This window comes from Occallatibacter savannae (assembly GCF_003131205.1).
In the GTDB taxonomy this organism is placed as follows: domain Bacteria; phylum Acidobacteriota; class Terriglobia; order Terriglobales; family Acidobacteriaceae; genus Telmatobacter; species Telmatobacter savannae.
Window position 1 is genome coordinate 26990 of sequence record NZ_QFFY01000003.1, and the last position, 25518, is coordinate 52507.

A 25518-nucleotide genomic window follows, 5' to 3' on the forward strand; every position below is an offset into this window, starting at 1 on the left:
CCCACCAGAAAACCGCGATTGACTGAATCCCATGATGCTAACCCGAATCCTTCCCGCGCCTGCTAAAGCCCAACAAACCACAGCACTTCCGCCCTCACTCCTCCGTCTTAAACGATGAACTTCGTGTTAAAATCCTCCAAAGGAAAAGCGGCAACAGGCTGGAACTCGCTCGCCCTTCGCGGCACTCTTCCGCCTTGCGCGTCCGTCCCCCTATGAACCTTTACCTGATGCGCCACGCCAACGCCGGCGTCCCCCGTGAAAGCGCAAAGCTCGACGCCAAGCGCGGCCTCATCGCCGAAGGCAAAGAGCAGTGCATGCTCATGGGCCGGCTCCTCGGCGCACTCCGGGTCCAGCCCGACATCATCGTCTCCAGCCCGCTCAAGCGCGCGCTCCAGACCGCCCAGTTTGTCGGCAACGAGCTCGGCTACGAAGGCAAAGTCGAAATCAACCCCGCCCTCGACCTCACCGCCACCTACGCCGACTTCCAGAAACTCATCAACAAATACGCCGACCGCGCCGACGTCATGTTCGTCGGCCACAATCCCAATCTCTTCCAGTTTCTCGGCCGCCTCATCACCGGCAACGGCGGTGCCGGCGTCCGCATGCGCAAAGGCTCGGTCGTCCGCATCGACATGGACAAGCACCCGCCGCTTCTTCAATGGCTCATTGATCCGCGCATGGCCCGGTGGATCTACGCCAGCGTCGCGAAAAGTTCGCGGTCGAAGACCTCTCGAAAATAGTCCGCCTCTTTTCGCAGCGACCACAACTCAAGTTCCGCGCCCGTCCTCCCCGGCTCAACTTCCAGATACACGCGCTTCGGATACACTTTCGCCGCCACCTTCAGCACATCGCTCGCCCTGTCCTGATTCAGTGCCACCGCCAGTCGCAGCAGCACTACTGCCCTCTCCACATTCCTGTGCTCTTCCAGCGGAATGTTCCTGAGCGCGCGATCGTTCGGCTGCGGACGGCTCTTCCCGAGATACCGCGCGATCGCCGACACAATCGTCCGCTGCACCTGCGTATACCCGTACATCTCCGAACTCGAAATGATGTACTGCGTATGCCGGTGGTGTCCCTGGTGGTTGACGAACTTCCCCGTATCCCGCAACACCGCAGCCGCTGCCAGATGTGTCTCGTACTCCTCGGGCAGCCGATGCAGCGAGCCCAAATCCTTGAACAGCTGCACCACGTGCCCCCGCACCGGCTCTGCCTGCCGCATGTCCACACCGTAGCGCTTCGCCGTCGCCACCACTGACTCCCACCGCTCCAGTTCAAACTGCCGATGCACCGCCGCCCGCTGGTCCTGCGCCGCCAGCATCTGCGCAAGCATTCCATCGCGCAACCCCAGCGGCGAATACCGGAAGCCCGCCAGGTTATAGCTCTCCAGCAACTCCGCGAACACCTGCGCGCCCGCGGTAATGATCTCCGCACGTCGCGGCCCGATCCCCGCCACCGCCTCGCGTTCCGGCAGACTCATCCGCGACAGCTTCGCGGCCACCTTTCTCACCAGCGGCGTCGGCGCAAACCCCGCGCCTCCATCCCGCGCCGACTTCCGCACGGACTTCGTCTTCCCCGACTTCGCCAGCATCGCCGCGCAAGCCTCTGCCAGCGCCGCCGCCGTCCCTGAAGTCGCAATCACCATCGGCACGCGCCCCGGCTGGATCTTCCGGTGCGCTCTGCGCAGCTCCCGCGCGATCAAGCGCCTCATCCGCGCCAGGTCCTCCGGCGACGCCGGATCAACCTGCAGAAACTCCTCCGTCAACCGCACCGCTCCCAGCGGCAGACTGATCGTGTCTTTGATCCTCTTGTGCTCTGACAGCGTGATCTCGCAGCTTCCCCCGCCCAGATCAATCAGCAGCAGCTTCCCGCCCGTGCCGGCCTCGCTCATCAGTCCGTGATGGATGAGCCGACCCTCCTCCAAACCCGAGATCGTCTCCATGTTCCAGCCGGTCTCTGCCTTCACCCACGCCTGAAACGCCGCACCGTTGCGCGCGTCCCGCATCGCCGACGTCGCAACCACGCGAATCTGGTCCACCCCATGCTGCTGCACCGCACGCTGAAAACGCTTCAGCGCTCGCAGCGTCGCCGCCATCGCCTCTGGAGACACCAGTCCCGACGCAAACACACTCGCGCCCAGCCGCGTCACCTCGCGGTCTTCATGCAGCGTCCGCAGTTGGTGCGACACGACCTTCGCAATTTTCAAACGGCAGGAATTGGAACCGATATCGATAGCGGCAAACGTAGGCATTCTCGACGAAGCTCACCCCGAAATTCGAATTCAGTTTCTGCCGTCAAGATACACGACCCCACGCACGATCGCGTGATGACCTCAAGCTAAAACTGGGTGCCCCCGGTCCCTCGCACTTGGGGACCGGGGTGATGCTGCCTCCACCTGGATCTGGGTGCCCCATGTCTCCCGCAGTTGGAGACGTGGGGAGCAACTCGCTCCCACGAACCGGACTCTGCTCGTTCATTCCATGAGAGGTCTCTGGTCACACTCATCGGCCTTCGTGTTCTTCAAACCACTCGATCACGCGCCTCTCATACTCCACCGGCTCCGCGGCAGATGCCCCGCAATGCTCCGCAGCCTTTGGCTCCCATAAGGCGACTCTCGGACTCGTCGCCCTGATCATCTCTGAGTGCCTCGCTGGAAGGTTTGTATCCGCAAGACCATGGATCAACATCACGGGTACCGTCGAACGCGCAACCGCGCGTGCCGGATCAGCTTCAGCCAGATTCACTCCGTAGCGCACCCGAACATAAGCCAAACCAGTATCAAACGCAGGCCAGAGAATGGTCCGGCCCAGCCTCGGCCCTCTTCCGAACTCCTGCCCCAGCCGGTCGTACGCGGCCTCGCGAAATGTCGCAAATGGACTCTCCGCAACCACTGCGCAGAATCCGCGTTCCGCATCGAGCGATCGCAGCAGTTCCGCGGCTCCCATCGACTCACCGAGCCCATCGATGCATCGCGGCGACTCACTCTTTTCGATCCACTCAAACCAGCGCCGCACATCGTCCGCTTCGAGTACCCCGTACGTAGTGATCGCCCCGCCGCTCTCGCCGTGCGCACGCGCATCCGGCATCAACACCGAAAAACCGTGCCGCAACAGCATCTCGGCCTGCCCGAGCATATCGGCACGATTGTCTCCCTGTCCGTGAAGCAGGAGCACGACATGTCCATTCCCACCATGCTCTCGGATGCTCCACGCCCTCAGCACCGCGCCGTCGTTCGCTGTGATCTCCACATCCCTGAGATCTGCGTGGTATTTCTCAGCGACCGCCCCAGCCCGGTCCCGTTCCTCAGCCGTCAACCTGAGGTGCGGCAGATGCAAGGCCCCCTCCACAGCGACGACCCCGACGGCCGCGCAGCCCAGAACCCAAACCGCTATCGTTGCGATCACAAAAATAGTCACTCGCCGAGCGCCGCTCATGCCAGTGTCTACGCCCCCAAAGCTCGCTATGTTCCGCGCACCTCAAAGCTTTCACCAGACACCGAGCTGTGCCCCGTTCATCGCACAGCTCCATCGTGCGATGAGCGGGAGTCAGTCGCCCTCATCAAAGCCGGGTGCCCCATAGCTTGCCCTGAGCTTGCCGAAGGGTCTCCCGCAGTTGGAGACGTGGGAAGCGAGAGATTCGGGTGCGCATTCCAGACGCACTGTTGCGTACCAGGTCGGAAACAGCAAAGCATCAAGCCCGCTTCAGGTCCGCTGCATCCCCCGCAACCTCAGCCCTCACTGGTGCTTTGCGAACTCCGCTCGACTCCGGCCCCATCTCCGCCATCCCCCTTACCACGCCATCGCACGTCGCAAGCGCCTTCTCAAACGCCTCCGCCGTCAAGCCGCTCAGCAACTCCACGGCCTCAGCACCCTTCGCATGCTTGCCGTGTCCCGCCGTGCGCGCCAGCACCTGCCAGTCGTGCCACTCGCCAATCGAGCCCTGCACCTTCTTCATCTGCGCAGCAATGCGCTCGCATCGCGGATCGGCCTCGTGAACCTCCGCCACGTACCGAATCTTCTTGATGCTCTTCCGGAACTCGTGCAGGTTCTCCTCATCAAACGTCGGAAACTCCGCCACGATCACCGCAAACTCTTTCAGAAGCTTTTCCGCGCGATCCTCATCAGAGTCGGCGCGACCTCTCGTTGATTTCTCCAGTTCGCGCGCAGCCGACAGCAGATTGTCTTGGCGCTTCCCGATCTGCGCGGCCAATTTCTCCCCCGCACTCTCCCGCTTCCTCGTCAGCCGACCCTCGAGCCTTTCCAACTGCCGGCTCGTCTCGCGGCTCGAACGCGGCACATACGTCATGCTTCCGCTCAGCGATTCGCGCAACCCCTGAATCTTCCCAATCCACACATCCAGTTCGCGCACCCCGCCCAGCGCATCGCGCAGCTTCTCCGCAACCTTGCCAAACCGGATCATCGCCTGCGCCTCGTGACTCGCCCTCGGCAACTCTTTCAGCTCATCCTCGACCTCAGCCTGGATCCGCAGCGTCGCCACCCGCAGCGCATGAACCCTCTTCTTCGTCGGCTTCCGCCCGCACCGCTCAAGCAGTTCGCGCCAGCTTTCAATCTTGTCTGACAGCATCTCCGCTTCCTGCTCGTCCGATCGCGACAATCGATTCATCACAAATTAACCTGGGCCTCATTCTAGCCGTCCCGACTCAACACCGCCCTCGGCTCCCCACCGTTTCGTTCCCTGAAATCCGACATCTACTCCGCTGTTATCCTTGATTATCAGAGGCTTACATTGACTGCGACCCCTCGCACCGCTCCAGCGACGACCCTGCGCGCCCCGTCCATCGTGACGATCTGGGCCCTCTTCGTTGTGGTCTTCATCGCCGTGCAATTTGCCTCGCTCTTTACTCCGCCGCTCCTCGACGACGTCGATGCCTCCCACGCCCAGGTCGCCCAGCACATGGCTGAATCTGGCGATTGGGTCACCATGAAGCTCAACGGCATTCGCTACCTCGAAAAACCGCCGCTTCCCTACTGGCTCGCCGCCGGGCTCTACAAGATCTTCGGCCAGAACGTCTTCTCCACCCACCTGCCCAATACCCTTGCCATCCTCGGCCTCGCCTGGCTCGCATGGCTCTGGTCATCGCGCGCATGGGGATCTCGCGCAGGACTCTACGCCGGCCTCGCCGTCCTCACCTCCGTCGGCCCATTTCTCTTCACGCGCTTCGCCATCCCCGAAGCCCTGCTGAGTTTTCTTTTCCTGCTCGCGCTGTGGTGCTTCCTCACCGGCCTCGAAAGCCGCCGCCCCGATCGCATCTACTGGATGTGGGCCGCGCTCGCGCTCGCCACGCTGACCAAGGGACTCATCGCGCCTGTCTTCTTCATCGCCGCTGCCGTTCCGTATCTCTTCCTCACTGGACACTGGCGTCGCTGGCGCGATCTCAAGCCCTTCACTGGAACCCTTCTCTATCTCGCCATCGCCGCTCCCTGGCACGTCCTCTGCGGCCTGCGCAATCCCGACCAGGGCCACCCCATCGGCAATCACCCCACCCTCGGCAACGTCCACGGCTTCTGGTACTTCTACTTCATCAACGAACACCTCTTCCGCTTCATCGGTGGCCGCTTTCCCAACGACTACAACAAAATGCCGTTCCTCGTGTACTGGCTCGCGCACCTGGTCTGGCTCTTCCCCTGGAGCCTCTTTGCTCCCGCGCTCCTCGTCCTGGCATGGCGCACGCGCCACACCTGGCTTCAGCACCTGCGCCGCGATTCCGGCCAGACCGTCGACTTCTACCTCGAACACGCCGTCCGCAACGACGTCGCCACCTACGTCGAGCGCCTCAAGTTCCGCGTTCGCTCCACCTGGCTGCTCTCCCTCTTCGCCGGATTCACCCTGCTCTTCTTCTCCATCTCGACGAACCAGGAGTACTACACTTTCCCCGCCTGGACGCCCCTGCTCATGCTTCTCGCTGCCACCCTCGCCCGCATCGAAGAGCGGCACACCTCTGAAAATCAAAGACCGCTCTTATCGCAGAAGTGGCTCAGTGGCGCACAGGCATTCTTCAGCATCATTGGCGTCCTCATCTCGGCCATCCTCTTCTACTGTCTGTGGCAGTCCCGCCATCTGCCCTACGTCTCCGACATCGGAACCCTTCTCGCCCATCGCGAAGTCGGCGGATACACCCTCTCCATGTCGCACTTCTTCGACCTCACCGGCCCGTCCTTTGCCGCGCTCCGCCTCCCCGCGCTCATCGCCGCCGTCTCCCTCCTGATCGGACCCGCCCTCGGCTGGCTCCTCCGCATCCGCGGCCGCCACATCGCAGCAACAATCAGCATCGCCGTCACCCTCTCCGCCTTCCTCGTCGCCGCGCACATCGCCTTCGCGCGCTTCGATCCCATGCTCAGCTCAAAGCAGATCGCGGACGCCATCCTCGCCAAAGCCTCGCCCTCTGATTCGCTCATCGTCTACCACGACCAGTCCGACGCATCCTCCGTCATCTTCTACACGCACAAGTTGTTCCGCCGACCGGCTCTCGTCGTCATGCCCCGCTGCTCCCCACAGGGCATCGGATCATCGCTCGTCTGGGGCTCCTGCTACCCCGACGCCCCCAACATCTTCCTCGACGACAATCAGCTCTCAACGATGTGGGGCACCGGCGAACGCAAATGGCTCTTCGCCCAGGACGAATATCAGGACAAGGCCGAACAGATCCTCAAAGGCCGCCTCTACCCCGTCCGCTCCATCGCCGACAAACAACTCTGGACCGACCGACCGCTCAATTAATCCGCTCTCATCTTTGGCTGATGGATAATGGTCAGCAAAGATGCCTCCGCAATCGGGTCACATTATCCAGCGCTACCACCCCAAGTGGTGGCTCCGCATCTTTGCGCTCGGCTTCTTCGGTTTCTCTTTCGCGGGGCTTATCCACTTCTGGGGCGCGATCGCATCGGGAGATCAACCCGGCACGCTGACCGAAATCCTCATTCCGGCTCTTCTCACTCTCACCGGGCTCGGGATTTCGATCTACTTCTTCACTACCTCCGTGAGCCTCGAAACGGACGCAATCGAAGTCAAGACGTTGTTCTCCCGGAAGCGACTCGCATTCTCGGAGATTCGAGGACATCGCGAAATCGAGATGGCCGATTCCGATGGATTGAAGACTCGATACATCGATTTGGAGCCAGTCGATCGGTTGCGGCCGAACCTGAGATTCCAGAGAATCTATAACTTCGACGCTGCCTTCGATCGATGGCTGAGCAAGATTCCGTATCTGGATCCCTGAACGTAGAGCCAATTCTGCATCAGCAGCGGCGAGCCGACCGTAGCGCAGCCTACTACTCCGCCGCCCGCATCTTCCCACCCGGCAGCAGCTGAAACACCCTTCCCCGCCACAATATCCTGCTCCCCATGTAACTCGCCGCCCAGAAGAAGAACCCCATCAAATCCCGCACCGGATACAGCACCAGCAAGTTAAACCAGCTCGGATCGCGCACCACCATCCGCCCCACCGCAACCGACAGCGCCTCGCGCGACGCAATCGCCCAAGCCAGCAACCCCACGCCCCACCAAACATGCCCCAGCAGCACTCCCGCCGCCAGCCCCACCAACCCGAATGGCATGCTGAACGTAAGCGCCGTCCCAAAGTGCCCCTTCGGCCTTGAAAACCGCGTCGACTTCATCCACCGCACCTGGTGCTTCAGCGACGCCACCAAACTCAGGTTGATCACGATGTGATCGATCGCATGATGGCTCAGCACCACCTCACGTCCCAGCTTGTGCGTTTCGTTCCCCAGAACAAAATCATCCGCGCAATAATCCGCCGTAACCTTGAACCCGCCCATCTGCCCAATCACATCGCGCCGAAACGACATCGTCGGCCCCAGCACAAACTGCATGCCCTCCATCATCCGCGCCACCAGCACGCCCGCCGTCATCTCCACGCTCATCCCTACCGCTTCGAGCCGCGCCCATAACCCGCCACCCGCCGCAATCCCGCGATAGAGACAGCACATCCCGCCCACGCGCTCGTCCGCAAACGGCAGCGCCACCGCCCGCAGATAATCCGGCGTCACCCGCACATCGCTGTCGCTGATCACGAGAATGTCGTGCCGCGCCGACTTCTCCATCAGCTCCATCGACGCCACTTTCGCATTGATGTACTTGGGCTCGCCGGTCGCAAAGAACTGCACCGCCACATGCGGATACCGCGCCGCCACCCGCCGCGCAATCTCCAGCCCCGCATCCTCCGGCTTTCTTGCGCAAAACAAAATTTCAAACTCGGGATAGTCCTGCTCGGAAAAACTCGCCAGATGCTTTTCCAGATCCGGCTCCGCTCCCGCCAGCGGCTTCAGCACGCTCAGAGCCGGCACAAATCCCGGCCTCTCGCGCAACTTCGCCTCCGCAGTCCGCCTCTCCCGCAAAAACCGCGGCACCGCAACCAGCGTCATCCCCGTAAAGACCGAAGACGTGACCAGCCCGAACACCGCAATCGCAAGCAGAACGTACCACATGCAGCTTCCAGCATAACGTTTAGGTCTTATCGTTTTCGCTTGCAGCCGAAAGCTGCTTGAAGAGAGCGCCCGTCTTGAAGAAGTTTATGAATGCAAATTGGCCGATCATGACCCGAACGACAGAAAGGAACAGACGGCCTTGTCGATGATCGATCTCAATCACCCGACCGAGGCCGTGAAGCCGAAACATCTTTACTCGACTGACGTCACGAAATGAGATCTCAAGACTCGTCAGTCCTTCCACGCGCAGACAGGAATTGTCGAGCCACGCGCGGCCTTTCAGCACCTTCGTTTTGAGTCCGAGCTCATTTCCGATATGGAAGAAGACTGTGTACTTGGTCATGCGAGCAGCATTACAGCTTTCGCGATGCTGGCGGCTTAATTACGACCGCCGGCTTTCTCAGCGGCACAATCGCCCCCGACGTCCCTGGCGCCGCCTGCTGAAACCGCGATAGCATCTCGCTCCGCACATACTCCACGAAGCTCTGCATCTGCCGGTTCATCTCTTCCATGCGCTCCCGCATCTGCAAGATGATCGCGATCCCCGCAATATTCACGCCGAGATCCCGCGCCAGGTTCAGAATGAACTCCAGCCGCTCCAGATCCTCATCGGTATAGAGCCGCGTGTTCCCTTCCGTACGCGACGGCTTCAGCAATCCCTCGCGCTCGTAGAGCCGCAGAGTCTGCGGATGGATCTCATACATCTCGGCCACCGCCGAGATCATGTACGCACCCTTCGATTTGCGTTTCGCCGTCATAACCCGCACTCCACCTAGGTTCACTTAGTCCCTACGTCCCTAGTCCCTAGTCCCTAGTCCCTAGTCTCTCGTCCCCGCCTTCTCAAACAACCCTTCCCGCGGATCCGTCGCATTCAGCTTCGCCAACTCCCGCATGATCTCCCGGCTGCGCTCATCGTTCAGCGTCGGAACCACCACCTGCACCGTCACAATCTGGTCCCCACGCTGCCCCGCATGCGACGCGCTCTCCACGCCGCGCTCCCGCAACCGCAGCTTCTGCCCGTTCTGCGTCCCCGGCGGAATCTTCAACTGCGCCCTTCCATCAATCGTCGGCACTTCCACCTTCGCGCCCAGCGACGCCTCCGGCACCGTTACCGGTACCGTCACCTGGATATCATCGCCCACGCGCGTAAAAACCGGATTCGTACCCGTCCGCACAATCACGTACAAATCGCCCGCCGGCCCGCCATTCACGCCGGCATTGCCCTTGCCCGCCAGCCTGATCCGCTGTCCATCGCGCGTCCCCGCCTTGATCCGGAACTCCACCGTCTCTGTCCGGCTCACTGTTCCCTGCCCATGGCACGTCGCGCATTCACTCGTCACGCGTCCCGATCCGCCGCAGCGCGGACACGGAATGTTGAACTTCATCCGGCCGCCCATCTGCGTCACCTGCCCCGTACCGTTGCACTCGGGACATGTCATCGGACCGCCCGTATGCGCCTGCCCGTGGCACGTCGGACACGTCTCCTGCCGGTGAACCTGGATACGCGCATTCCCGCCGCGAATCGCCGACCAGAAATCGATCGTCGCCTGGTACTCCAGATCCGTTCCCGGCTGCGGACCGCGTGGCTGATGCTGTTGCTGCTGGCCTGAGAAAATCCCCGAGAAAATATCCTTGAAGCTGCCCCAGCCCGACTGCCCCGCTCCCGCCGCACCGCCCCCGCCCTGGAAGCCCGAAAAATCAAACCCGCCGAAGTCCACCGGAATCCCGCCGCCGCCCTGCTGCTGGCGCGCATACGCCTCCGCCTGCGCCGGATCGATCTGGTCCGAGTAGAAGCCAAGCTGGTCATACACCTTCCGCTTCTTCTCGTCGCTCAGCACATCGTTGGCTTCCGAAATCTCCTTGAACTTCTCCTCAGCCTTCTTATCGCCGGGATTCACGTCCGGATGATACTTGCGCGCAGCCTTCCGGAACGCCTTCCGAATCTCTTCCTGCGTCGCCGTCCTCTTGACGCCCAGTGTCCCGTAATAATCCTTGTTCGCTGTTGTGGCCATAATCTGTTCTGACCTTCAGTGATCTTCTTTCTAGCTAGAACTTGTAATGCAAGTCGAAGTTCATGCTGGTCGGCTTCCCAGCGAATGTGCCTGGTTCGAAACGGCAGTGTCTTGCGGCTTCTTCCGCAGCATCCATGAGAATCTGATTAGTTCCCTTCGGATATGTGTCACCAACAGAGCCGTCTGTCAGCACATTTACGGTTACAGTAGCCTCGCCATGCAGGTCGTGGCAGAGATTGCCCTTGGAACAATCGGGCTTCACCAGTTTGATCAGTCGCGGCGGTACAACCGGAGGCTTGCCGTTTTGAGCAATCAACAGGCCGCTACCTAGGAGAGAAACTGTCGCTACACCTCTGATCCAAGTTGAAGCATGCATCGGGCGCTCACTCGCACTCACTCAAAAGACGAAACGGGGTGGAACAACGCACAGGCCGTCCACCCCGATTGAAAACCGCCTTGAGCAGCAGTCCTACTTCTTGTCATCGACGTCGACGTATTCAGCATCAATCACGCCTTCGTCCTTCTTCTGCTCGCCGTTCGGCGTTCCATCAGCCTGCGCCGAAGGAGCACCCTGCCCAGCCGCCGGGTTTGCCGCATTTGCCTTGTACAGCGCCTCCGCCAGCTTGTGGCTCGCCTTGGTCAGCGTTTCGTGCGCCGCGCGCATGTCTGCCGCCTTGCCGCCGTCGAGCGCCTTCCGTGCGTCCGCCAAAGCCGACTCGACTTCCGTCTTGTCGGCAGCCTGCACCTTCTCGCCGCTCTCCTTCAACATCTTGTCGATGTTGTAGACCAGCCCGTCCAGTGCATTGCGCGCTTCGATCTCCTCGCGCTTCTCCTTATCCTCGGCCGCATGCGACTCCGCATCCTTCGCCATGCGCTCCACCTCTTCCTTGCTGAGGCCCGAGCTCGATGTGATCGTGATGCGCGTGTCCTTGCCTGTCGCGTTGTCCTTCGCTGTCACGTTCAGAATTCCGTTTGCGTCGATGTCAAACGTGACCTCGATCTGCGGAATCCCGCGCGGCGCCGGAGGGATTCCCGCCAGCTTGAACTTGCCCAGCGTGCGGTTCTGCCCCGCCATCGGCCGTTCGCCCTGCAGCACGTGAACTTCAACTTCCGTCTGGTTGTCCGCAGCCGTCGAGAACGTCTCCGTCTTCTTCGTCGGAATCGTCGTGTTCCTCGGAATCATCGGAGTCGCCACGCCGCCCAGCGTCTCAATCGCCAGCGTCAGCGGAGTCACGTCCAGCAGCAGCAGGTCCTTCACCTCGCCAGCCAGCACGCCCGCCTGTACAGCCGCGCCCACTGCAACCACCTCGTCCGGATTCACGCCGCGGTGCGGTTCCTTGCCGAACAGCTGCTTCACAATCTCCTGGATCTTCGGCATACGCGTCTGGCCGCCGACGAGCACAACCTCGTCGATGTCCGACGCCTTCACGCCCGCATCCGCCATCGCCTTCTTGCAGGGCTCCAGCGACCGGTCCAGCAGGTCCGAAACCATCTGCTCCAGCTTCGCGCGCGTCAGCTTCCGCACCAGGTGCTTCGGCCCCGTTGCGTCCGCGGTAATAAACGGCAGATTGATCTCGGTCTCCACCGTCGTCGAAAGCTCGATCTTGGCCTTTTCCGCCGCGTCCTTCAGGCGCTGCAGAGCCATCTCGTTGCCCTTCGAACTCAGGTCGAGTCCCTCTTCCTGCTTGAACTCCGCGATGAGCCAGTCCACGATGCGCTGGTCGAGGTTGTCGCCGCCCAGGTGCGTGTCGCCATTGGTCGACTTCACCTCAATGACGCCTTCGCCCACTTCGAGAATTGAAATATCGAACGTGCCGCCGCCGAAGTCATAAACGGCGATCGTCTCGTCCTTCTTCTTGTCCAACCCATACGCCAGCGCAGCCGCCGTCGGCTCGTTCACAATACGCTTCACGTCCAGGCCGGCAATCTTGCCCGCATCCTTCGTCGCCTGCCGCTGCGCGTCGTTGAAGTACGCCGGAACCGTGATCACAGCCTGCGTAACGGTCTCACCCAGGTAAGCTTCCGCGCTCTTCTTCAGCTTCTGCAGAATCATCGCCGAGATCTCGGGCGGCGTGTATTCCTTGCCCTGCGCCAGCACCGCCAGGTGGTCGCCCTGCTGGACAACCTTGTACGGCACCATCTTCATCTCGTCAGACACTTCGTTGTAGCGCCGTCCCATGAAGCGCTTGATCGAGTAAATCGTATTCTCCGGATTCGTAATGGCCTGGCGCTTGGCTACCTGGCCCACCAGCCGCTCCCCGCTCTTCGAGAAGCCCACGACAGAAGGAGTGGTCCGGGCACCTTCTTCATTCGGGATGACTTTGGGCTCACCCCCCTCGAGTACGGCCACGCATGAGTTGGTCGTGCCCAGGTCAATTCCAATGATTTTCGCCATATGTTGTTTCCTGCCTCTAGGTACAAAGATTTTCAATAGTCACTAGTTAAGATGCACCATGAGTCAATTAGTGTCAACTTTCATTGACATTATTTCTATAAATCCTGCTCCGAATCGACCCGACCTGAAAGACCCCGCGGAACCGCATTTCAGGAGTTGTGCCCCGTTCATCGCACAGCTCCATCTCCGATGAGCAGGCGTCCGAAACACTCCCAAGGGTTCACCTCACCGGAAGTCAAGCGGCACCCGCCATCATCACCACCTCATCCCACTGAAAAGAATGCGCTTAACCAAACATCACTCATTTGCAGTCCATTTCGCACAAATCGTCATAATGGAACTATGCACAACCCACCGTCATTCCGTCCCTCACCCCTAAGTCTTTTATCATCAATCACCTTGCGAGCAACTCCAATGGATAGACACACTTAGACCGCGCCCTCTTCTGTAAACCTAGAGAAACAAACCAGTTGTGTACAAGCTATATAGGGAGGGGGCGGGGGGTACCAACCTAACAGAATCCCGCAATGTGTGATGTAGAACACTGTCAGGGATTGCGGACCAAATTAGTCTGAATTTATATTCAATATGCGACTGAATTAGTCGCAATTAAGCACGCGAGGTTGCACGTGGTTCGATCCTCCCATCTTTCCAGCCCCATCTTCAGCCGGTTCCTTACCGCCTTCCTTCTTGCCTCCGCTCTCATCCCAGTCCTTCATGCGCAGGAGAAACCCTACTTCGTCACCTACTCCCACGATCTCGAGGAGCCCGGCAACCTCGAAATCGAAACCAAGACCGCCCTCGGCCGTCCCGCCGACAGCCATCATTACGGCGCCCTCGCCACCGAGCTCGAATATGGAGTCACCGGCTGGTGGACCTCCGAGCTCTACCTCGACGGCCAAACCACCGGCCAGGAATCCACCCTCTTCACCGGCTTCCGCCTCGAAAACCGCTTCCGCCCCCTGATGCGCGAACACTGGATCAACCCCGTCCTCTACATCGAGTACGAGAACATCACCGGCGCCGACAAAAACATGCTCGAAGTCGTCGGCCACGACGGACAGGGCGATCTCGCTGAGCCCAACGACGACACCCGCGAAGAGCACGAACACGAAGCCGAACTCAAGCTCATCCTCTCCTCAAACGTGCGCGACTGGAACATCTCCGAAAACTTCATCGCCGAAAAGAACCTCGGCCACGAGCCCTGGGAATTCGGCTACGCTCTCGGCATCGCTCGTCCCCTCCGCACCCTCGGCAGCGGCAAGCCCTGCATCTTCTGCCTCGAGAAATTCACGGGCGGAGCCGAAATGTACGGCGGCCTCGGCGACGTCGCCTCCCTCACCCTCGCCGACACCTCTCACTACATCGCCCCCATCATCGGCTGGCAGCTCCCCAAAGGCCGCTTCAGCTTCTCCACCGGCTTCGGGCTCAACAGCAACTCGCTCGATCGCGTTTACCGCATCGGCTGGGCCAGCGAACTCCCCCAGATCGGCTCCTGGTTCCGCCGCAACGGAGGCACTCGATGAACCCCCAGCTCCGCCGCACGGTCGGCCTCACCTGCGCCTTCATCGCCGCAGTCCTCCTCTGCGCCGCCGCCTCATCTCGCTGGGACCGCGTCCCCGCAAAGGACCACGCCCGCACCAACCCCCTCGCCGCGCATCCCGAATCCATCTCCGCCGGCGCTCTCATCTACAAAGAACATTGCGAGCAGTGCCACAAGTCCGACGCCACCGGCGACGGCCACAAGAAGCCCTCTCTCCGCACCGACCGCATCAAGTCCGCCACCGACGGCGACCTCGAGTGGTTCCTACGCCAGGGTGACCTGGCCCACGGCATGCCCTCCTGGTCCAGCCTCCCCCAGGCCCAGCGCTGGCAGCTCGTCACCTTCCTCCGCTCCATCCAGTGAAGCGCCGCAACCCGCGAGCCGGCATCGCGCTCGCGGACGCCCCGCAATCTTCTCATTTTGCTTGACTTATGTGCTCGGTTTTGGTATAATACTAAAGTGCCTTTCGGTTCCGGACCTCTCTATCTGTCCTTCCGATCGGCACTGACCTGCACATCATCCAAGGAGATCAACCCGTGCTTAAAACCGAAACTCCCGTCTCCCGCTTCCTCGCCCTCTACGCCCGCGAAACCGCCGAAGACGATCTCACCGCAGTCGTCTCCCACTTCGCCGACACCTTCCTCTTCGCCGGTCCCTCTGGCGCTCAACCCGTCCGCGCCTCCGACTTCGCCGCTGCTCTCCCCAAACGCAGAGCCCTCTTCGACAGCCTCGGCTCCCAGCCAACCGAACTCACCGCCATCCACGAAACGCGCCTCGACTCCCGCTATGTCCTCGCTCGCACCACCTGGCGTTTCTCCTTTGCTCCCCCAGATTCACGCGCCCAGCAGTTCGACACCGAATCCACCTTCCTCATCGACACAGGTTCACCGGGAACCCCCGAGTCCGATTTCAAGTTCCTGCTCTACCTCCCCCACCACGACATCATGCAGATCCTCGGCGACCGCGGCATCCTGCCCGCCTGACCCGACTGGCGATGCAGTGCCCCATCCTAAACCGCGGTATTTGCGGTTTAGGGTGGGAACGACGATTTCGAACCTTGCTCTGCTGACCTGCTAAAAGAACAACACTGGTCTACTCATGAGATTGCCCAACCTCCACATCCGCCTAGCCACCCCGGCCGACCGCCCAAGCCTCGTCCCGCTCATCAACGCCGCTTTCGCCATCGAGACCTTTCTCGAAGGAACCCGCACGGACGACGACCGCCTGTCCGCGATGATGCAGCAAGGCGAAATCCTCCTCGCCGAAGACGCCTCCCATCACCCGCTCGCCTGTATCTATGCCGAAACCCGTGGCCCGCGCGGCTATCTCGGTCAACTCGCAGTCGATCCCGCTCACCAGCGCTCAGGTCTTGGTAAGCAACTGCTCGCCGCCGCCGAAGATCACTTCCGCGCACGCGGCTGCGAGGCCATCGACATCACCGTCCTCAGCCTGCGCCCCGAACTGCTCCCGATCTACCGCCGTCTCGGCTTCGTCGAAACCGGCACCGAAGAGTTCCACATGGCCCGCGCCGTCAAAGACGGCCAGCACTGCCACTGCATCAAGATGTCCAAGCCTCTCTGAACTGGAAACTGGCGACTGGAAACCGGCAACTCAAAGCTCGGATTACTTCACCGTCTTCAAATATCTGCCCGCAAATTCCAGAAACGCCGGCCAGCTCGGCTCCGCCAGATGTCCGCCCTCATGCTGCTGAAATGCCAGCGCACCTGAACTCACCGTAGTCCCGATCTTCGGAAACTCCGTCGTCCCCAGATCCTTCTCACCCATCAGCTTGTAAACCGGCCCCGCCGCAACCTCCGCCAGAAACATCCCATGCGTATCCGCCCACGCATCGCCATTTGGCTCTGCATACCCGTCTCCCGCATCCGAACCGCCCGCGATAAACAGCGGCCTTGGAGCGCTCAGCGCAATCAATTCGTGATTGTCCACCGGCAGATCGCCCGCATTCAGCGGCCCTCCGTAGCGCAGAAACTCCCCGTCGAACCAGTGATACAGCGACGGTCCGCACAGGTTCGCAATCGTCTCTCCATAAATGTGCCGATACAGCTTCGCTCCACCCTCGCCCGACGAACTCGAATACCCGATCGCAAACTCCGGATAATACGCCATCGTCACCAGCACAGCCTTGCCGAACCGCGAGTGCCCCGCCAGTCCCACCTGCTTCGCATCCACCGCCTTATCCGTTTCGAAGTACCGCAGCGCTTCATGCGCGCCCCACGCCCACGCCTTCAACGCGCCCCAGTCTTCCACTCCGCGCGGCTTGCCGTGATTCACATATCCGATGATCCCGCTCGTCAGCCCCGATCCATCATCCTTCTGCACGCTCACCGGATTCAGAATCGCGAAACCCCATCCGCGCTGCACCACCAGCTTTCCGTCGACGCCCCACGGCTGAGGAACGTAGCCCTCAAGTGGCCCGCTCGTCGCTCGTTTGAAGTCGTTCTCGAATGCCAGCTCCATCAACACTGGCACCGGCCCTTTCGTCTTTGCCGGCGTAGTCAGCAGCAGATCAATCTGCACCGCGCCCGCTCCTTCGCCCACCTGGCCCGCGAGCCGCTTCGTGACCACATCCACTCCGCCGTACTTCTCCTCTTTCGTACTGACGACCTGCCACTTCACCTCTGGCAAAGACGCAGGAGTGCGTCCGAGAATCTCCTTGTCAAAATCGGCGCGAATCTCCTTCTTTCGCCTCATCCAGTCCTCTGCGTTCTTCACCGCCGTCCCATCTTTGAACACCAGCGGATCCGGCAGCTTCGTATACACGTTCGCCTTCGCCAGGTCGTAATTCGTCGCATGCGGCGACTTCGGATTTCCATCCGGTCGCGCCCGCATCTCCGACTCCTTTAATCCCAGCAGTCCCAGCAGCCGCGCTCGATCCTGCTCCGCCGTCATCTGCCCGTGCCCAGGCACACAACCAGCAATCATTCCCGCTCCAAGCACCAACGCCCGCCACCACCCAATCCTCATCCCGGCCTCGCCTCAAACCAGTCTCACAATCCGGCCCAAGCATATCCACTCACTCGGCGATCCACAAGCGAACCAGCCCTTACCGGAACGCGTCTTCAAGTTTCCTCTCACTCGGTCGATGAAGAATATGTGCGAAGCCCTCAGAGCACTTCGCCAAGACTCCTCCATGACGCACTCCTTGCCTTCGGCGCACTCCTGCGCCGGAGGCTCTTTTCACGACTCTTCCACACGATAGAAACTTCACCCGTCCCACTTCACGCAATCCCCCTGCTCCCCCGCCGATCATTGATGAAACCCGCCCCCGGTTGAGACAATCTCATCTCGAGCGAGAAGCAACATGCCGTCCCGCCTTGCCCTCTAACCGACACTGACCTGGATGCTTACTCAATTTCACGGCGTCCTCAAACACTGCCTCCGGAGCGCCTGATATAAGGTCCCCACAAACCGCTCCTTCTTCGTGGGCCGGTTGATATACTTCGGCCCTGCACCCTGTTTCGCCGGGCCGCCCCTGGAGACTCGTACATGAGTGCCGCCAAATACGACCTCGTTGTCATCGGTTCTGGGCCTTCCGGCCAGCGCGCCGCCGTCGCCGCCTCCAAAATGAAAAAGCGCGTCGCCGTCGTCGAGTCCCGCGCCGTCGTCGGCGGAGTCTGCGTCAATACCGGCACCATCCCGTCCAAGACCATGCGCGAGGCCGTCCTCCACCTCTCCGGCTACAACTACCGCTCGGTCTACGGCATCAACTACCGCGTCAAAGAACGCATCTCCATGGCCGACCTCGCCTTTCGCGTGCAGGCCGTCATCAAAACCGAAGTCGACGTCACCGAAGCGCAGCTCTCCCGCAACGGCATCGACATCGTCCACGGCGTCGCCAGTTTCGTCGCCCCCACCCACGTTCGCGTGCAGGGGCTCTCCGGAGACACCACCATTGAAGGCGAGCGCATCATCATTGCCGTCGGCACCAAGCCAGCCGCCTCTCCCAAGGTCCCCATCAACGGCCGCACCATCATCAACAGCGATCAGGTCCTCGACCTCCCCGCCCTGCCAAAATCCCTGATCGTTGTCGGCGGCGGCGTCATCGGCGTCGAATACACCTGCATGTTCTCCACTCTTGGAGTCCGCGTCACCCTCATCGAAAAACGCGCCAAGCTCCTCGAGTTCGCCGACCAGGAGATCGTCGAATCCCTCAGCTACCACCTCCGCGACAGCCGCGTCACCATGCGCCTCGGCGAAGAAGTCTCCAGCGTCGAAGAGCTCCCCGACGGAACCGTCGTCGCCAACCTCGAAAGCAAAAAGCGCGTCTCCGGCGACGCGCTCCTCTACGCCGTCGGGCGTCAGGGCGCTATCGAAGACTTGAACCTCGCCGCTGCCGGTATCCAGGCCGACAACCGCGGCCGTATTCCCGTCGACGAGCACTACCAGACAAACATCCCCAACATCTACGCCGTCGGCGACATCGTTGGCTTTCCCTCTCTCGCCTCCGTCTCCATGGAGCAGGGCCGCATCGCTGCAGCCCGCGCCTTTAATGACACGCACACCTCTTCGAATCCCAGCTTCTATCCCTACGGCATCTACACCATCCCCGAAATCAGCTTCATCGGCAAAACCGAAGAGCAGCTCACCGACGAAGATGTTCCCTACGAAGTCGGCATGGCCTTCTACCGCGAGACCGCCCGCGGCCAGATCCGCGGCGACACCACCGGCCGCCTGAAGCTCATCTTCCACCGCGACACCCGCAAGGTTCTCGGCGTGCACATCATCGGCGAAGGCGCCAGCGAGCTCGTTCACATCGGCCAGGCAGTCATGATCATGGGCGGCACCGTCGACTACTTCGTCGACACCGTCTTCAACTACCCAACCCTCGCCGAGTGCTACAAAGCCGCCGCCTTCAACGGCCTCGGCCGCCTGCACCGCTACCAAACGGACTAACAATGCGACATGATCTGAGATCGGTCTACACGACTCCTTCCCTCGAAACTGTCATCCTGAACGGAGCGGCTTTCTTCAGCGGAGTGAAGGATCTGCTTTTTGCCTCTGCGGCAATGACGCTCTGCATGCATTCCCCACGGAGGCCGCAATGACCATCGCAATCGGCGCCGTCATGACCGAGCACATCGTCGCCGGCAGACTCGACGACATGCGCCCCGCTGGCGAAACCGTTCGCTATCCTCAGAACCCCGAGGAAGTCGACGCCCTCAACGGCCTCCCCGTTGCCGACCTCGTCAACGTCCTCGCCGACGAGATCGTCTCGGTCATCAACAACGCCCAGATCGACGCAATCGGCGTCGCTGTGCCCGGCATCGTCCGTTTCGGCGTCGTTGAAGATTCGCCCAACCTGACCCAGCTCAAAGGCGTACGCCTCGCCGACGAGCTCACCCGCGTCCTCGGCGAAAAAGGCGTCAACGCCCCCGTCCACATCTCCAACGACGCTGACGCCATCGCTGCCGGGGTCGCCGCCACGCGTGGCCAGCTCAACAAACTCACCCGCGTCTGGACCATTGGCAACGGTATTGGCTACGGCCGCTGGCCCTACGTTGAAGGCGTATGGGAAGGCGGACACATCACCGTCACCCTCGATCCAAAAGAGAAGTTCTGCGGCTGCGGCGGCATCGGACACCTCGAAGGCATCATGGGCTACCGCGCCATGCGCATGCGCTTCCTCGATCTCGAACCCGAAGAGGTCTTCGCCAACGCCAAGAAGGGAGACGAACGCTGCCGCGAATTCGTCGATCTCTGGCACCGCTCACTCGCCGCCGCTACGGCCTCTTTCATCCATCTCGCCGGCCCGGGCCGCTTCTACTTCACCGGACACAACGTCGGCTTCCTCGACCTGCCCATGCTCCGTCGACACCTTGAAACCATGGTCAAGATGAGCCCGCTCCTCAGCTACTCGCTCGAGATCCTCCCCAACGACGACGCCACCGCACTCCTCGGCGCCGGCGTCAGCGCCATCCGCGCCCTCGCCAGTTAAACCGCGTTCAGCAGCATTTCTCCCTGAAGAATGAGCCGCAGAGATTCACTCTCTGCGGCTCTCTTCATCTATGACCAGAGATCGTTATTCCCCACTCGCTGATCTCTACATCTCTGATCACTGACCCCTGATCCCTGATCACTGACTACTGACCAATGCCGTTTCACCCTTTCGGATGAGGATTCTTGTACGTCACTTCCCCATCCAGCCAATCCGAAATCCGCTTCTGATCAACCTCAGTATCCCCGGCCGCATTCGTCAGAGACGACCGCGCCAGCGCAACCGAAATCTTGATCTTCCCGTTCATGTGATACGCCCCGAGAATACCCGCCAGCCCCTTGTTCGCGGCACTCATGTAGTCGGCGTTGAGCATCCCCTCTTCGCCCTTGATATCTACCGGCGCCATGATCATCTTGTTCACCATCGGTGCGCCTGTAGGATTCTTCGCTGACGAATTATCAAATCGCACCACCAGCGTCGCTCTTCTCTCCAGCGCATCCGGATTCGCCGTGAACTTCACCGTCGGAATCGTCACCCCTGCCGGATCCGGCTTGGCTTTTGGATCCGCCTTCTCAAACGCAATCCGGTACGGCTGTCCCTTCCACTTCGGCGTCACCGGTACCGTAGCCGCCGGCTTGTTTCCGACATCGCATCCTGCCAGTAAAATCAGACCTCCCAACGCCAGCAATATCCCCTTCTTCACGTCATCCTCCTTGCCTTATTTCGACGACGCGCCAGAATAGCACCCCCACAATTCGCCGCAAGTGATTCCTGCAACACGACTCAACCCAAGCCGCCGGCGATGCCGCACCCGCTCAGATCGTGTCACTCCCCTAATTGGGTAAACGATTTCTTATTTCCTATGACTCGGACACCCCCAGCGCTGTTCGACATCGAATACGACCAAATAAATCGTTTTTCTCCGAAATGTGACGCAGATCACAAACCTCTGATCTGTTCCCGAATGAGGCTTGACAAACCCTACCCGCAGCGTAAAAATTTCCGCCGAATTAAGTAAACGCTTGCTGACGAGCCTTGGCCTACATGGGCTCGCGGACAGCGTGGGCTCATTCGCCAGGGGGCAAAGCGTCGAAACGACTTTCGCCGAGTGCACTGGATCGGTGGAGCAACACCGCCCTCAATCGCAGCAAAGTCGCACTCGCGTTTCGACCGGTTGAACGCATCTTTCGCACGCGGAACATCTCCGCCCGCGCGGAAATGCAGCGCGCACAGACTCCCTGGATCAAGCCGGCGCTCACGACCTCGGACTCGATCAAAGGAATCGCGTTCCGTGAATGCACCAGGCGCGAAGATGATCTGCCGCAGTGCACAATCCGCAAACGGCACACCCATCTTCCCAACAGGCTCGACGGCTCGGTCTGATGCTCCACTCCAAGGCGCTCAGCATGCGAGCAAGAGCTCTTGAAAGGGCTCACGGCCCTTTTGTTCATGGAGGCAGTCTATGGCTCATCCTGCTTTGCCCAGACAATCTGCAAAGTTATGGCTCATTCTGATCGCAACCCTTCTGCTCTTTGCACCAGCTCTGCGCGCACAGGACAACGCGACGATCACTGGAACGGTGATGGACGCGAGCGGCGCGGTAGTTCCCAACGCAGACATCTCCCTCAACAATCCCGCAACCGGACAGTTGCGCGACGCGAAATCCAATGAGGCCGGCCTGTATCGCTTTGCCAACCTCGGCGTCGGAACCTACTCGCTCACTGCAACCGCAACTGGATTCCAGAAGTTCACCCGCACCGGCATCGTGCTCAACGTCGCTCAGACCCTCGGTGTCGACATCAGCCTCACGGTAGGCAGCGCGGAGCAAAGCGTCACCGTCGAGTCGCAGGCTTTACAGGTGCAGACCGAAACCAGTGAAGTCAGCACACTCATTAGCGGCGAACAGGTCCGTCAACTCGCTACCAACGGACGCAATGTCGTTCAGCTCGCGGCTCTCGGGCTAGGCGTCTCCAATCAGCTCGCCTCGTTTGGCGGCATCGATGCACTTACCTCCTCCAACGCCCTCAGCTTCAACGGTCAGCGCGTTGCGCACAACGTTTACCTCATCGATGGTGCCGAGCAGAACGATCGCGGCTGCGGCGGCTGCTTCATGAACCTGCCCTCGCAGGACGCCATCGGCGAATTCCAGACTCTCGGCTCCAACTACTCTGCGGACTACGGCATTGGCTCCGGCGGCACCATCGTCATGGTGCTCAAGTCAGGCCAGCGGCAGTATCACGGCAGTCTGTACGAGTTCAATCGCAACACCGCGTACAACGCTAACGATTACTTTCTGAAACGCTCCGGAAAATCCCGCCCCATCTTCCAGCTCAACACTCCCGGCGGCAACATCGGCGGCCCGTTGTGGATTCCTCACGTCTACAACGAACAGAAGAACCGCACCTTCTTCTTCTGGAATGAAGAATGGCGCAAACTGATCAAGGGCAGCGTTCCGTCAGTATCGAACGACATCTGGACGAACAACTTCCCGACCCTCGGGGCCGACTTGAACTACACCCCGCAGAGCTCGACCGTACCGATCGTCCCCAGCGTTCCCAACAACGCCGCCTACACCAAGCTCGAAACCAGCCTCGGCCTGACTCCCGGTTCGCCGTTCCCGCTCAACGCCGATGGAGTTACCTATCGCATTCCCGCCGCGATGATCGACCAGAACATCGTCCGCGAGCTCAATGCGGGCACCTTCCCGAAGCCCAACTACAACTGCACAGGCGGAGTCTGCAAGCAATTCATCGTTTCCGTAAAACAGCCTGAAAACATCCGTGAAGATGTGGTCCGCATCGATCACGCCATCAACAGCAAGTTCCAGCTGATGGGCCACTACCTCCACGATGCAATGGAGAACACCTTCTTCCCGCCGCTCTGGGCAGGCAGCTTCGCCACAGTCGGCACCACGATGAAGAATCCCTCCTACACGGCAGCGATCAAGCTGACCCAGACCTACTCACCCACCCTGCTCAACGAAACAGCGTTCTACTACAGCGGCAACAAGATCCGCCTCAGCCCGCTTGCGGCCCCCGGCGCCTCTTACACGTTCCCGAGCGGATGGGATGCCAGCAGCCTGTTTAATTCTTCGAACCAGGCCGCCATCACGCACGGCTTGAAGACTCCGATCATGCCCGCCCTCGCCATCAACGGCACGCTCGGCGCCAACTGGAATCCGTCTTACTTCCCGTGGAAGAACGGCTACGAGGGCTTCCAATATCGCGATGACCTCTCCTGGATCAAAGGAAAGCACCAGTTCAAGTTCGGCGTCGGCTTGCTGCACACCTACAAGAACCAGGAACTGCAGGCCAATACCAACGGCACCGCCACTTTCGACAACAACGGCTTCTCCAAAGACTCGATTGTGAACATGGCGTTGGGAATGGCCGCAGCCTTCCAGCAGCTCGAGTATCTGTACGGCAAGAACTGGGTCAACAACAACTACAGCTTCTACCTCATCGACAACTATCACGTGAGCCCGCGCTTGACCCTCAACCTCGGACTCCGCTACGACGGCTTGCCGCACGCCTTTGAGCGCTACAACAAGTTTGCTAACTTCGTGCCGGGTTGCTACAACAGAACTCTGCCCAACCCAATTCAGGTCGACAACACCCTCAATCCGACTCAACTCACAACGTTCGGAACCGGCAGGTTCTATCTCAATGGCATTCACGAAGCCGGCGTGGACGGCTTCCCGAAAGGCAACGTCGAGAATCGCTATTTCACCTGGCAGCCGCGCATCGGATTCGCTTACGACGTGTCCGGGAACGGCAAGACTGTTCTTCGCGGCGGCGTTGGCGTCTTCTACGAGCGCGTTCAAGGTAATGACGTCTACAACTCCGCGCTGAATCCTCCCTTCGCCTATCAGCCGGCGCCCACCAACGTGTTCTTCTCCAGTCCCACAACCAGCATCAACACAGGCGCAACCGGAACGTCTCTCTACCCATCGAGTCTCACCAGCATCAAGTACAACTATCCGCCTCCCGGCACCATGAACTGGAGCTTGGGCATTCAGCGTCAAGTGATGCCATCGGTGGTTGGAGCGCTGCAGTATGTCGGCTCATCGTCGTGGGATCAGAACAATACCCGCCAGGTCAACACGCTGCCTCTGACCAACGATCCAAGCAACTACTGGTCTACCGCCAACGCAGCGCCTCACTGGACGTTCAATCCCTCCACCGATCCGCGGTGGAACCCGACCTACTCCGATCGCTACGCCGTACAAAACAGTCAGATCGTAGCGAACAAGCTGCGTCAAAACCCCGGCTTCGCCAACATCAACCAGGAAGAAAACGAAACCAACGCTCACTACAATTCGTTGCAGGCCGGCGTAAGGTTCGAAAACAAGTGGGGACTCACCACCCAGGTTGCGTACACCTTCTCGCACCTCATGGACAGCGCACCTGGTACCGGCGATCTCCAAACCCTCAACAATCCATTCAATCCCGCCTACAGCAGAGGATCGGGTTCGTACGATCGCCGTCACATCTTCAACATGAGCTACGTGTATGAACTGCCCTTCGCGCGGCACTCATCCAACGCGGCTTACCGCACCGTTCTAGGCGGATGGGGCATCTCCGGCATCACGGTATTCCAGACCGGCAACCCGCTCCAGATCACTTACAACGGCACGGACACGCTTGGCTTGGGCGGCGGCACCACCAACCGGCCAAACCTCGTCGGAAAGGTTCGCTACCCCAAGACGGTCGCCGCATGGTTCAACGGCAAGACCGACAACATCTACACCGATCCAACCGCCCCATGGTTTGGCGGCGGAAATAACGGCTTCGGCACTGCCGGGAAAGACAACGTCCGCGGCCCCGGCCTCAACAACTGGAACCTGAGCCTGATGAAAAATATCAAGCTCGCCGCAGCCGACAACGCACCGAATATCGAACTGCGTTTCGAGTCTTTCAACACCTTCAACAAAACGCAGTTCAGCGGAGTCGACACCGCAAACCACGACGGCAACTTCGGCCAGGTCACGTCCGTCTACAGCAACCGCGTCCTCGAACTAGGCGGCAAATTCCGCTTCTAGTTCCCTGATCACCACTCAACAGAAGCGGCGGGCCCTCCAGCCCGCCGCATCTCTTTCAACACCAATCGTGCTCCTCGATGCCTCATTGTTCCCTGTTCCCTAGTCCCTA

General features: G+C 60.5%; 22 protein-coding genes. 11 read left to right on the forward strand and 11 right to left on the reverse strand.

The genetic code is table 11. From position 1 onward, the window contains the following. The first annotated feature begins 212 nt into the window (after positions 1-212). Positions 213-740, forward strand: a complete 528-nt coding sequence (sixA, locus tag DHV10_RS11875) for a phosphohistidine phosphatase SixA (RefSeq protein ID WP_109486600.1) — start codon at positions 213-215, stop codon at positions 738-740. Here sixA and DHV10_RS11880 read toward each other — a convergent pair. The 3 genes from DHV10_RS11880 to DHV10_RS11890 form a co-directional block, all read right to left on the reverse strand. Next, a complete protein-coding gene (locus tag DHV10_RS11880; RefSeq protein ID WP_109486601.1) occupies positions 692-2248 on the reverse strand; it encodes a Ppx/GppA phosphatase family protein in 1557 nt (518 codons plus the stop codon). The genes sixA and DHV10_RS11880 overlap by 49 nt on opposite strands. 250 nt (positions 2249-2498) lie before the next feature. Beyond that, positions 2499-3332 carry an alpha/beta hydrolase gene (locus DHV10_RS11885; protein WP_162601457.1) on the reverse strand — a complete coding sequence of 278 codons (834 nt, stop codon included), beginning with the start codon at positions 3330-3332 and terminating at the stop codon, positions 2499-2501. Between the two features lie 355 nt (positions 3333-3687). Further along, on the reverse strand, positions 3688-4620 hold the full coding sequence (locus DHV10_RS11890) for a CHAD domain-containing protein (protein WP_109486603.1): 933 nt from the start codon (positions 4618-4620) through the stop codon (positions 3688-3690). 123 nt (positions 4621-4743) lie between these two features. Between DHV10_RS11890 and DHV10_RS11895 the strand changes: the two genes are divergently transcribed. Continuing rightward, positions 4744-6735, forward strand: a complete 1992-nt coding sequence (locus tag DHV10_RS11895; protein WP_109486604.1) for an ArnT family glycosyltransferase — start codon at positions 4744-4746, stop codon at positions 6733-6735. Positions 6736-6775: 40 nt separating this feature from the next. After that, positions 6776-7234, forward strand: coding sequence for a YdbT family protein (locus DHV10_RS11900; protein ID WP_109486605.1), 459 nt, complete (start codon positions 6776-6778; stop codon positions 7232-7234). Between the two features lie 52 nt (positions 7235-7286). Here the strand turns inward: DHV10_RS11900 and DHV10_RS11905 are convergent, their stop codons facing one another. The 6 genes from DHV10_RS11905 to dnaK all read right to left on the reverse strand — a co-directional run bounded on the left by DHV10_RS11905 (position 7287) and on the right by dnaK (position 12869). Then, positions 7287-8462, reverse strand: a complete 1176-nt coding sequence (locus DHV10_RS11905) for a glycosyltransferase (RefSeq protein ID WP_109486606.1) — start codon at positions 8460-8462, stop codon at positions 7287-7289. A 19-nt stretch (positions 8463-8481) separates the two neighbouring features. Next, a complete protein-coding gene (locus DHV10_RS11910) occupies positions 8482-8805 on the reverse strand; it encodes a hypothetical protein (RefSeq protein WP_109486607.1) in 324 nt (107 codons plus the stop codon). Positions 8806-8815: 10 nt separating this feature from the next. Further along, positions 8816-9220, reverse strand: coding sequence for a MerR family transcriptional regulator (locus DHV10_RS11915; RefSeq protein ID WP_109486608.1), 405 nt, complete (start codon positions 9218-9220; stop codon positions 8816-8818). 60 nt (positions 9221-9280) lie between these two features. After that, positions 9281-10474 carry a DnaJ C-terminal domain-containing protein gene (locus DHV10_RS11920; protein WP_109486609.1) on the reverse strand — a complete coding sequence of 398 codons (1194 nt, stop codon included), beginning with the start codon at positions 10472-10474 and terminating at the stop codon, positions 9281-9283. A 34-nt stretch (positions 10475-10508) separates the two neighbouring features. Beyond that, on the reverse strand, positions 10509-10736 hold the full coding sequence (locus DHV10_RS11925) for an energy transducer TonB (protein ID WP_162601458.1): 228 nt from the start codon (positions 10734-10736) through the stop codon (positions 10509-10511). Positions 10737-10943: 207 nt separating this feature from the next. Next, positions 10944-12869 carry a molecular chaperone DnaK gene (gene dnaK / locus DHV10_RS11930; RefSeq protein WP_109486611.1) on the reverse strand — a complete coding sequence of 642 codons (1926 nt, stop codon included), beginning with the start codon at positions 12867-12869 and terminating at the stop codon, positions 10944-10946. Positions 12870-13498: 629 nt separating this feature from the next. Between dnaK and DHV10_RS11935 the strand changes: the two genes are divergently transcribed. From DHV10_RS11935 to DHV10_RS11950, 4 genes are all read left to right on the forward strand, one after another. Next, on the forward strand, positions 13499-14395 hold the full coding sequence (locus DHV10_RS11935; RefSeq protein ID WP_109486612.1) for a hypothetical protein: 897 nt from the start codon (positions 13499-13501) through the stop codon (positions 14393-14395). After that, complete coding sequence (locus DHV10_RS11940; RefSeq protein WP_109486613.1) at positions 14392-14775, forward strand: c-type cytochrome; 384 nt, start codon at positions 14392-14394, stop codon at positions 14773-14775. The genes DHV10_RS11935 and DHV10_RS11940 overlap by 4 nt, the downstream gene beginning before the upstream one ends. A 173-nt stretch (positions 14776-14948) precedes the next feature. Then, a complete protein-coding gene (locus DHV10_RS27110) occupies positions 14949-15395 on the forward strand; it encodes a hypothetical protein (protein WP_162601459.1) in 447 nt (148 codons plus the stop codon). A 115-nt stretch (positions 15396-15510) separates the two neighbouring features. Beyond that, the gene (locus DHV10_RS11950) at positions 15511-15993 is read left to right on the forward strand and encodes a GNAT family N-acetyltransferase (RefSeq protein WP_109486614.1); all 483 of its coding nucleotides are present in this window, start codon (positions 15511-15513) and stop codon (positions 15991-15993) included. Between the two features lie 42 nt (positions 15994-16035). On the opposite strand, the gene DHV10_RS11955 is transcribed toward DHV10_RS11950, so the two are convergent. Next, on the reverse strand, positions 16036-17355 hold the full coding sequence (locus DHV10_RS11955; protein WP_204101401.1) for a glucuronyl esterase domain-containing protein: 1320 nt from the start codon (positions 17353-17355) through the stop codon (positions 16036-16038). A 564-nt stretch (positions 17356-17919) separates the two neighbouring features. On the opposite strand from DHV10_RS11955, the gene sthA reads away from it, so the two are divergent. Both sthA and DHV10_RS11965 read left to right on the forward strand, forming a co-directional pair. Next, positions 17920-19326 (forward strand): Si-specific NAD(P)(+) transhydrogenase, encoded by a 1407-nt coding sequence (gene sthA, locus DHV10_RS11960; RefSeq protein ID WP_109486615.1) that lies wholly within the window; start codon positions 17920-17922, stop codon positions 19324-19326. A 148-nt stretch (positions 19327-19474) separates the two neighbouring features. Next, entirely contained in the window at positions 19475-20368 is an 894-nt protein-coding gene (locus tag DHV10_RS11965) for an ROK family protein (protein ID WP_109486616.1), read from the forward strand. Between the two features lie 163 nt (positions 20369-20531). Here DHV10_RS11965 and DHV10_RS11970 read toward each other — a convergent pair whose 3' ends face one another. Continuing rightward, positions 20532-21071 (reverse strand): hypothetical protein, encoded by a 540-nt coding sequence (locus DHV10_RS11970; RefSeq protein WP_109486617.1) that lies wholly within the window; start codon positions 21069-21071, stop codon positions 20532-20534. Positions 21072-21412: 341 nt separating this feature from the next. Between DHV10_RS11970 and DHV10_RS11975 the strand changes: the two genes are divergently transcribed. After that, on the forward strand, positions 21413-21751 hold the full coding sequence (locus DHV10_RS11975; protein ID WP_109486618.1) for a hypothetical protein: 339 nt from the start codon (positions 21413-21415) through the stop codon (positions 21749-21751). A 79-nt stretch (positions 21752-21830) separates the two neighbouring features. Continuing rightward, on the forward strand, positions 21831-25409 hold the full coding sequence (locus DHV10_RS11980; protein ID WP_109486619.1) for an outer membrane beta-barrel protein: 3579 nt from the start codon (positions 21831-21833) through the stop codon (positions 25407-25409). Positions 25410-25518 lie beyond the last annotated feature (109 nt).

Excerpts from the sequence above, each read along its gene's own strand:
- sixA (WP_109486600.1), top strand. The coding sequence starts at position 213 with ATGAACCTTTACCTGATGCGCCACGCCAACGCCGGCGTCCCCCGTGAA.
- DHV10_RS11880 (WP_109486601.1), bottom strand. The coding sequence starts at position 2,248 with ATGCCTACGTTTGCCGCTATCGATATCGGTTCCAATTCCTGCCGTTTG.
- DHV10_RS11890 (WP_109486603.1), bottom strand. The coding sequence starts at position 4,620 with ATGAATCGATTGTCGCGATCGGACGAGCAGGAAGCGGAGATGCTGTCA.
- DHV10_RS11900 (WP_109486605.1), top strand. The coding sequence starts at position 6,776 with ATGCCTCCGCAATCGGGTCACATTATCCAGCGCTACCACCCCAAGTGG.
- DHV10_RS11905 (WP_109486606.1), bottom strand. The coding sequence starts at position 8,462 with ATGTGGTACGTTCTGCTTGCGATTGCGGTGTTCGGGCTGGTCACGTCT.
- DHV10_RS11910 (WP_109486607.1), bottom strand. The coding sequence starts at position 8,805 with ATGACCAAGTACACAGTCTTCTTCCATATCGGAAATGAGCTCGGACTC.
- DHV10_RS11915 (WP_109486608.1), bottom strand. The coding sequence starts at position 9,220 with ATGACGGCGAAACGCAAATCGAAGGGTGCGTACATGATCTCGGCGGTG.
- DHV10_RS11920 (WP_109486609.1), bottom strand. The coding sequence starts at position 10,474 with ATGGCCACAACAGCGAACAAGGATTATTACGGGACACTGGGCGTCAAG.
- dnaK (WP_109486611.1), bottom strand. The coding sequence starts at position 12,869 with ATGGCGAAAATCATTGGAATTGACCTGGGCACGACCAACTCATGCGTG.
- DHV10_RS11940 (WP_109486613.1), top strand. The coding sequence starts at position 14,392 with ATGAACCCCCAGCTCCGCCGCACGGTCGGCCTCACCTGCGCCTTCATC.
- DHV10_RS11950 (WP_109486614.1), top strand. The coding sequence starts at position 15,511 with ATGAGATTGCCCAACCTCCACATCCGCCTAGCCACCCCGGCCGACCGC.
- DHV10_RS11955 (WP_204101401.1), bottom strand. The coding sequence starts at position 17,355 with ATGATTGCTGGTTGTGTGCCTGGGCACGGGCAGATGACGGCGGAGCAG.
- sthA (WP_109486615.1), top strand. The coding sequence starts at position 17,920 with ATGAGTGCCGCCAAATACGACCTCGTTGTCATCGGTTCTGGGCCTTCC.
- DHV10_RS11965 (WP_109486616.1), top strand. The coding sequence starts at position 19,475 with ATGACCATCGCAATCGGCGCCGTCATGACCGAGCACATCGTCGCCGGC.
- DHV10_RS11975 (WP_109486618.1), top strand. The coding sequence starts at position 21,413 with ATGGGCTCGCGGACAGCGTGGGCTCATTCGCCAGGGGGCAAAGCGTCG.
- DHV10_RS11980 (WP_109486619.1), top strand. The coding sequence starts at position 21,831 with ATGGCTCATCCTGCTTTGCCCAGACAATCTGCAAAGTTATGGCTCATT.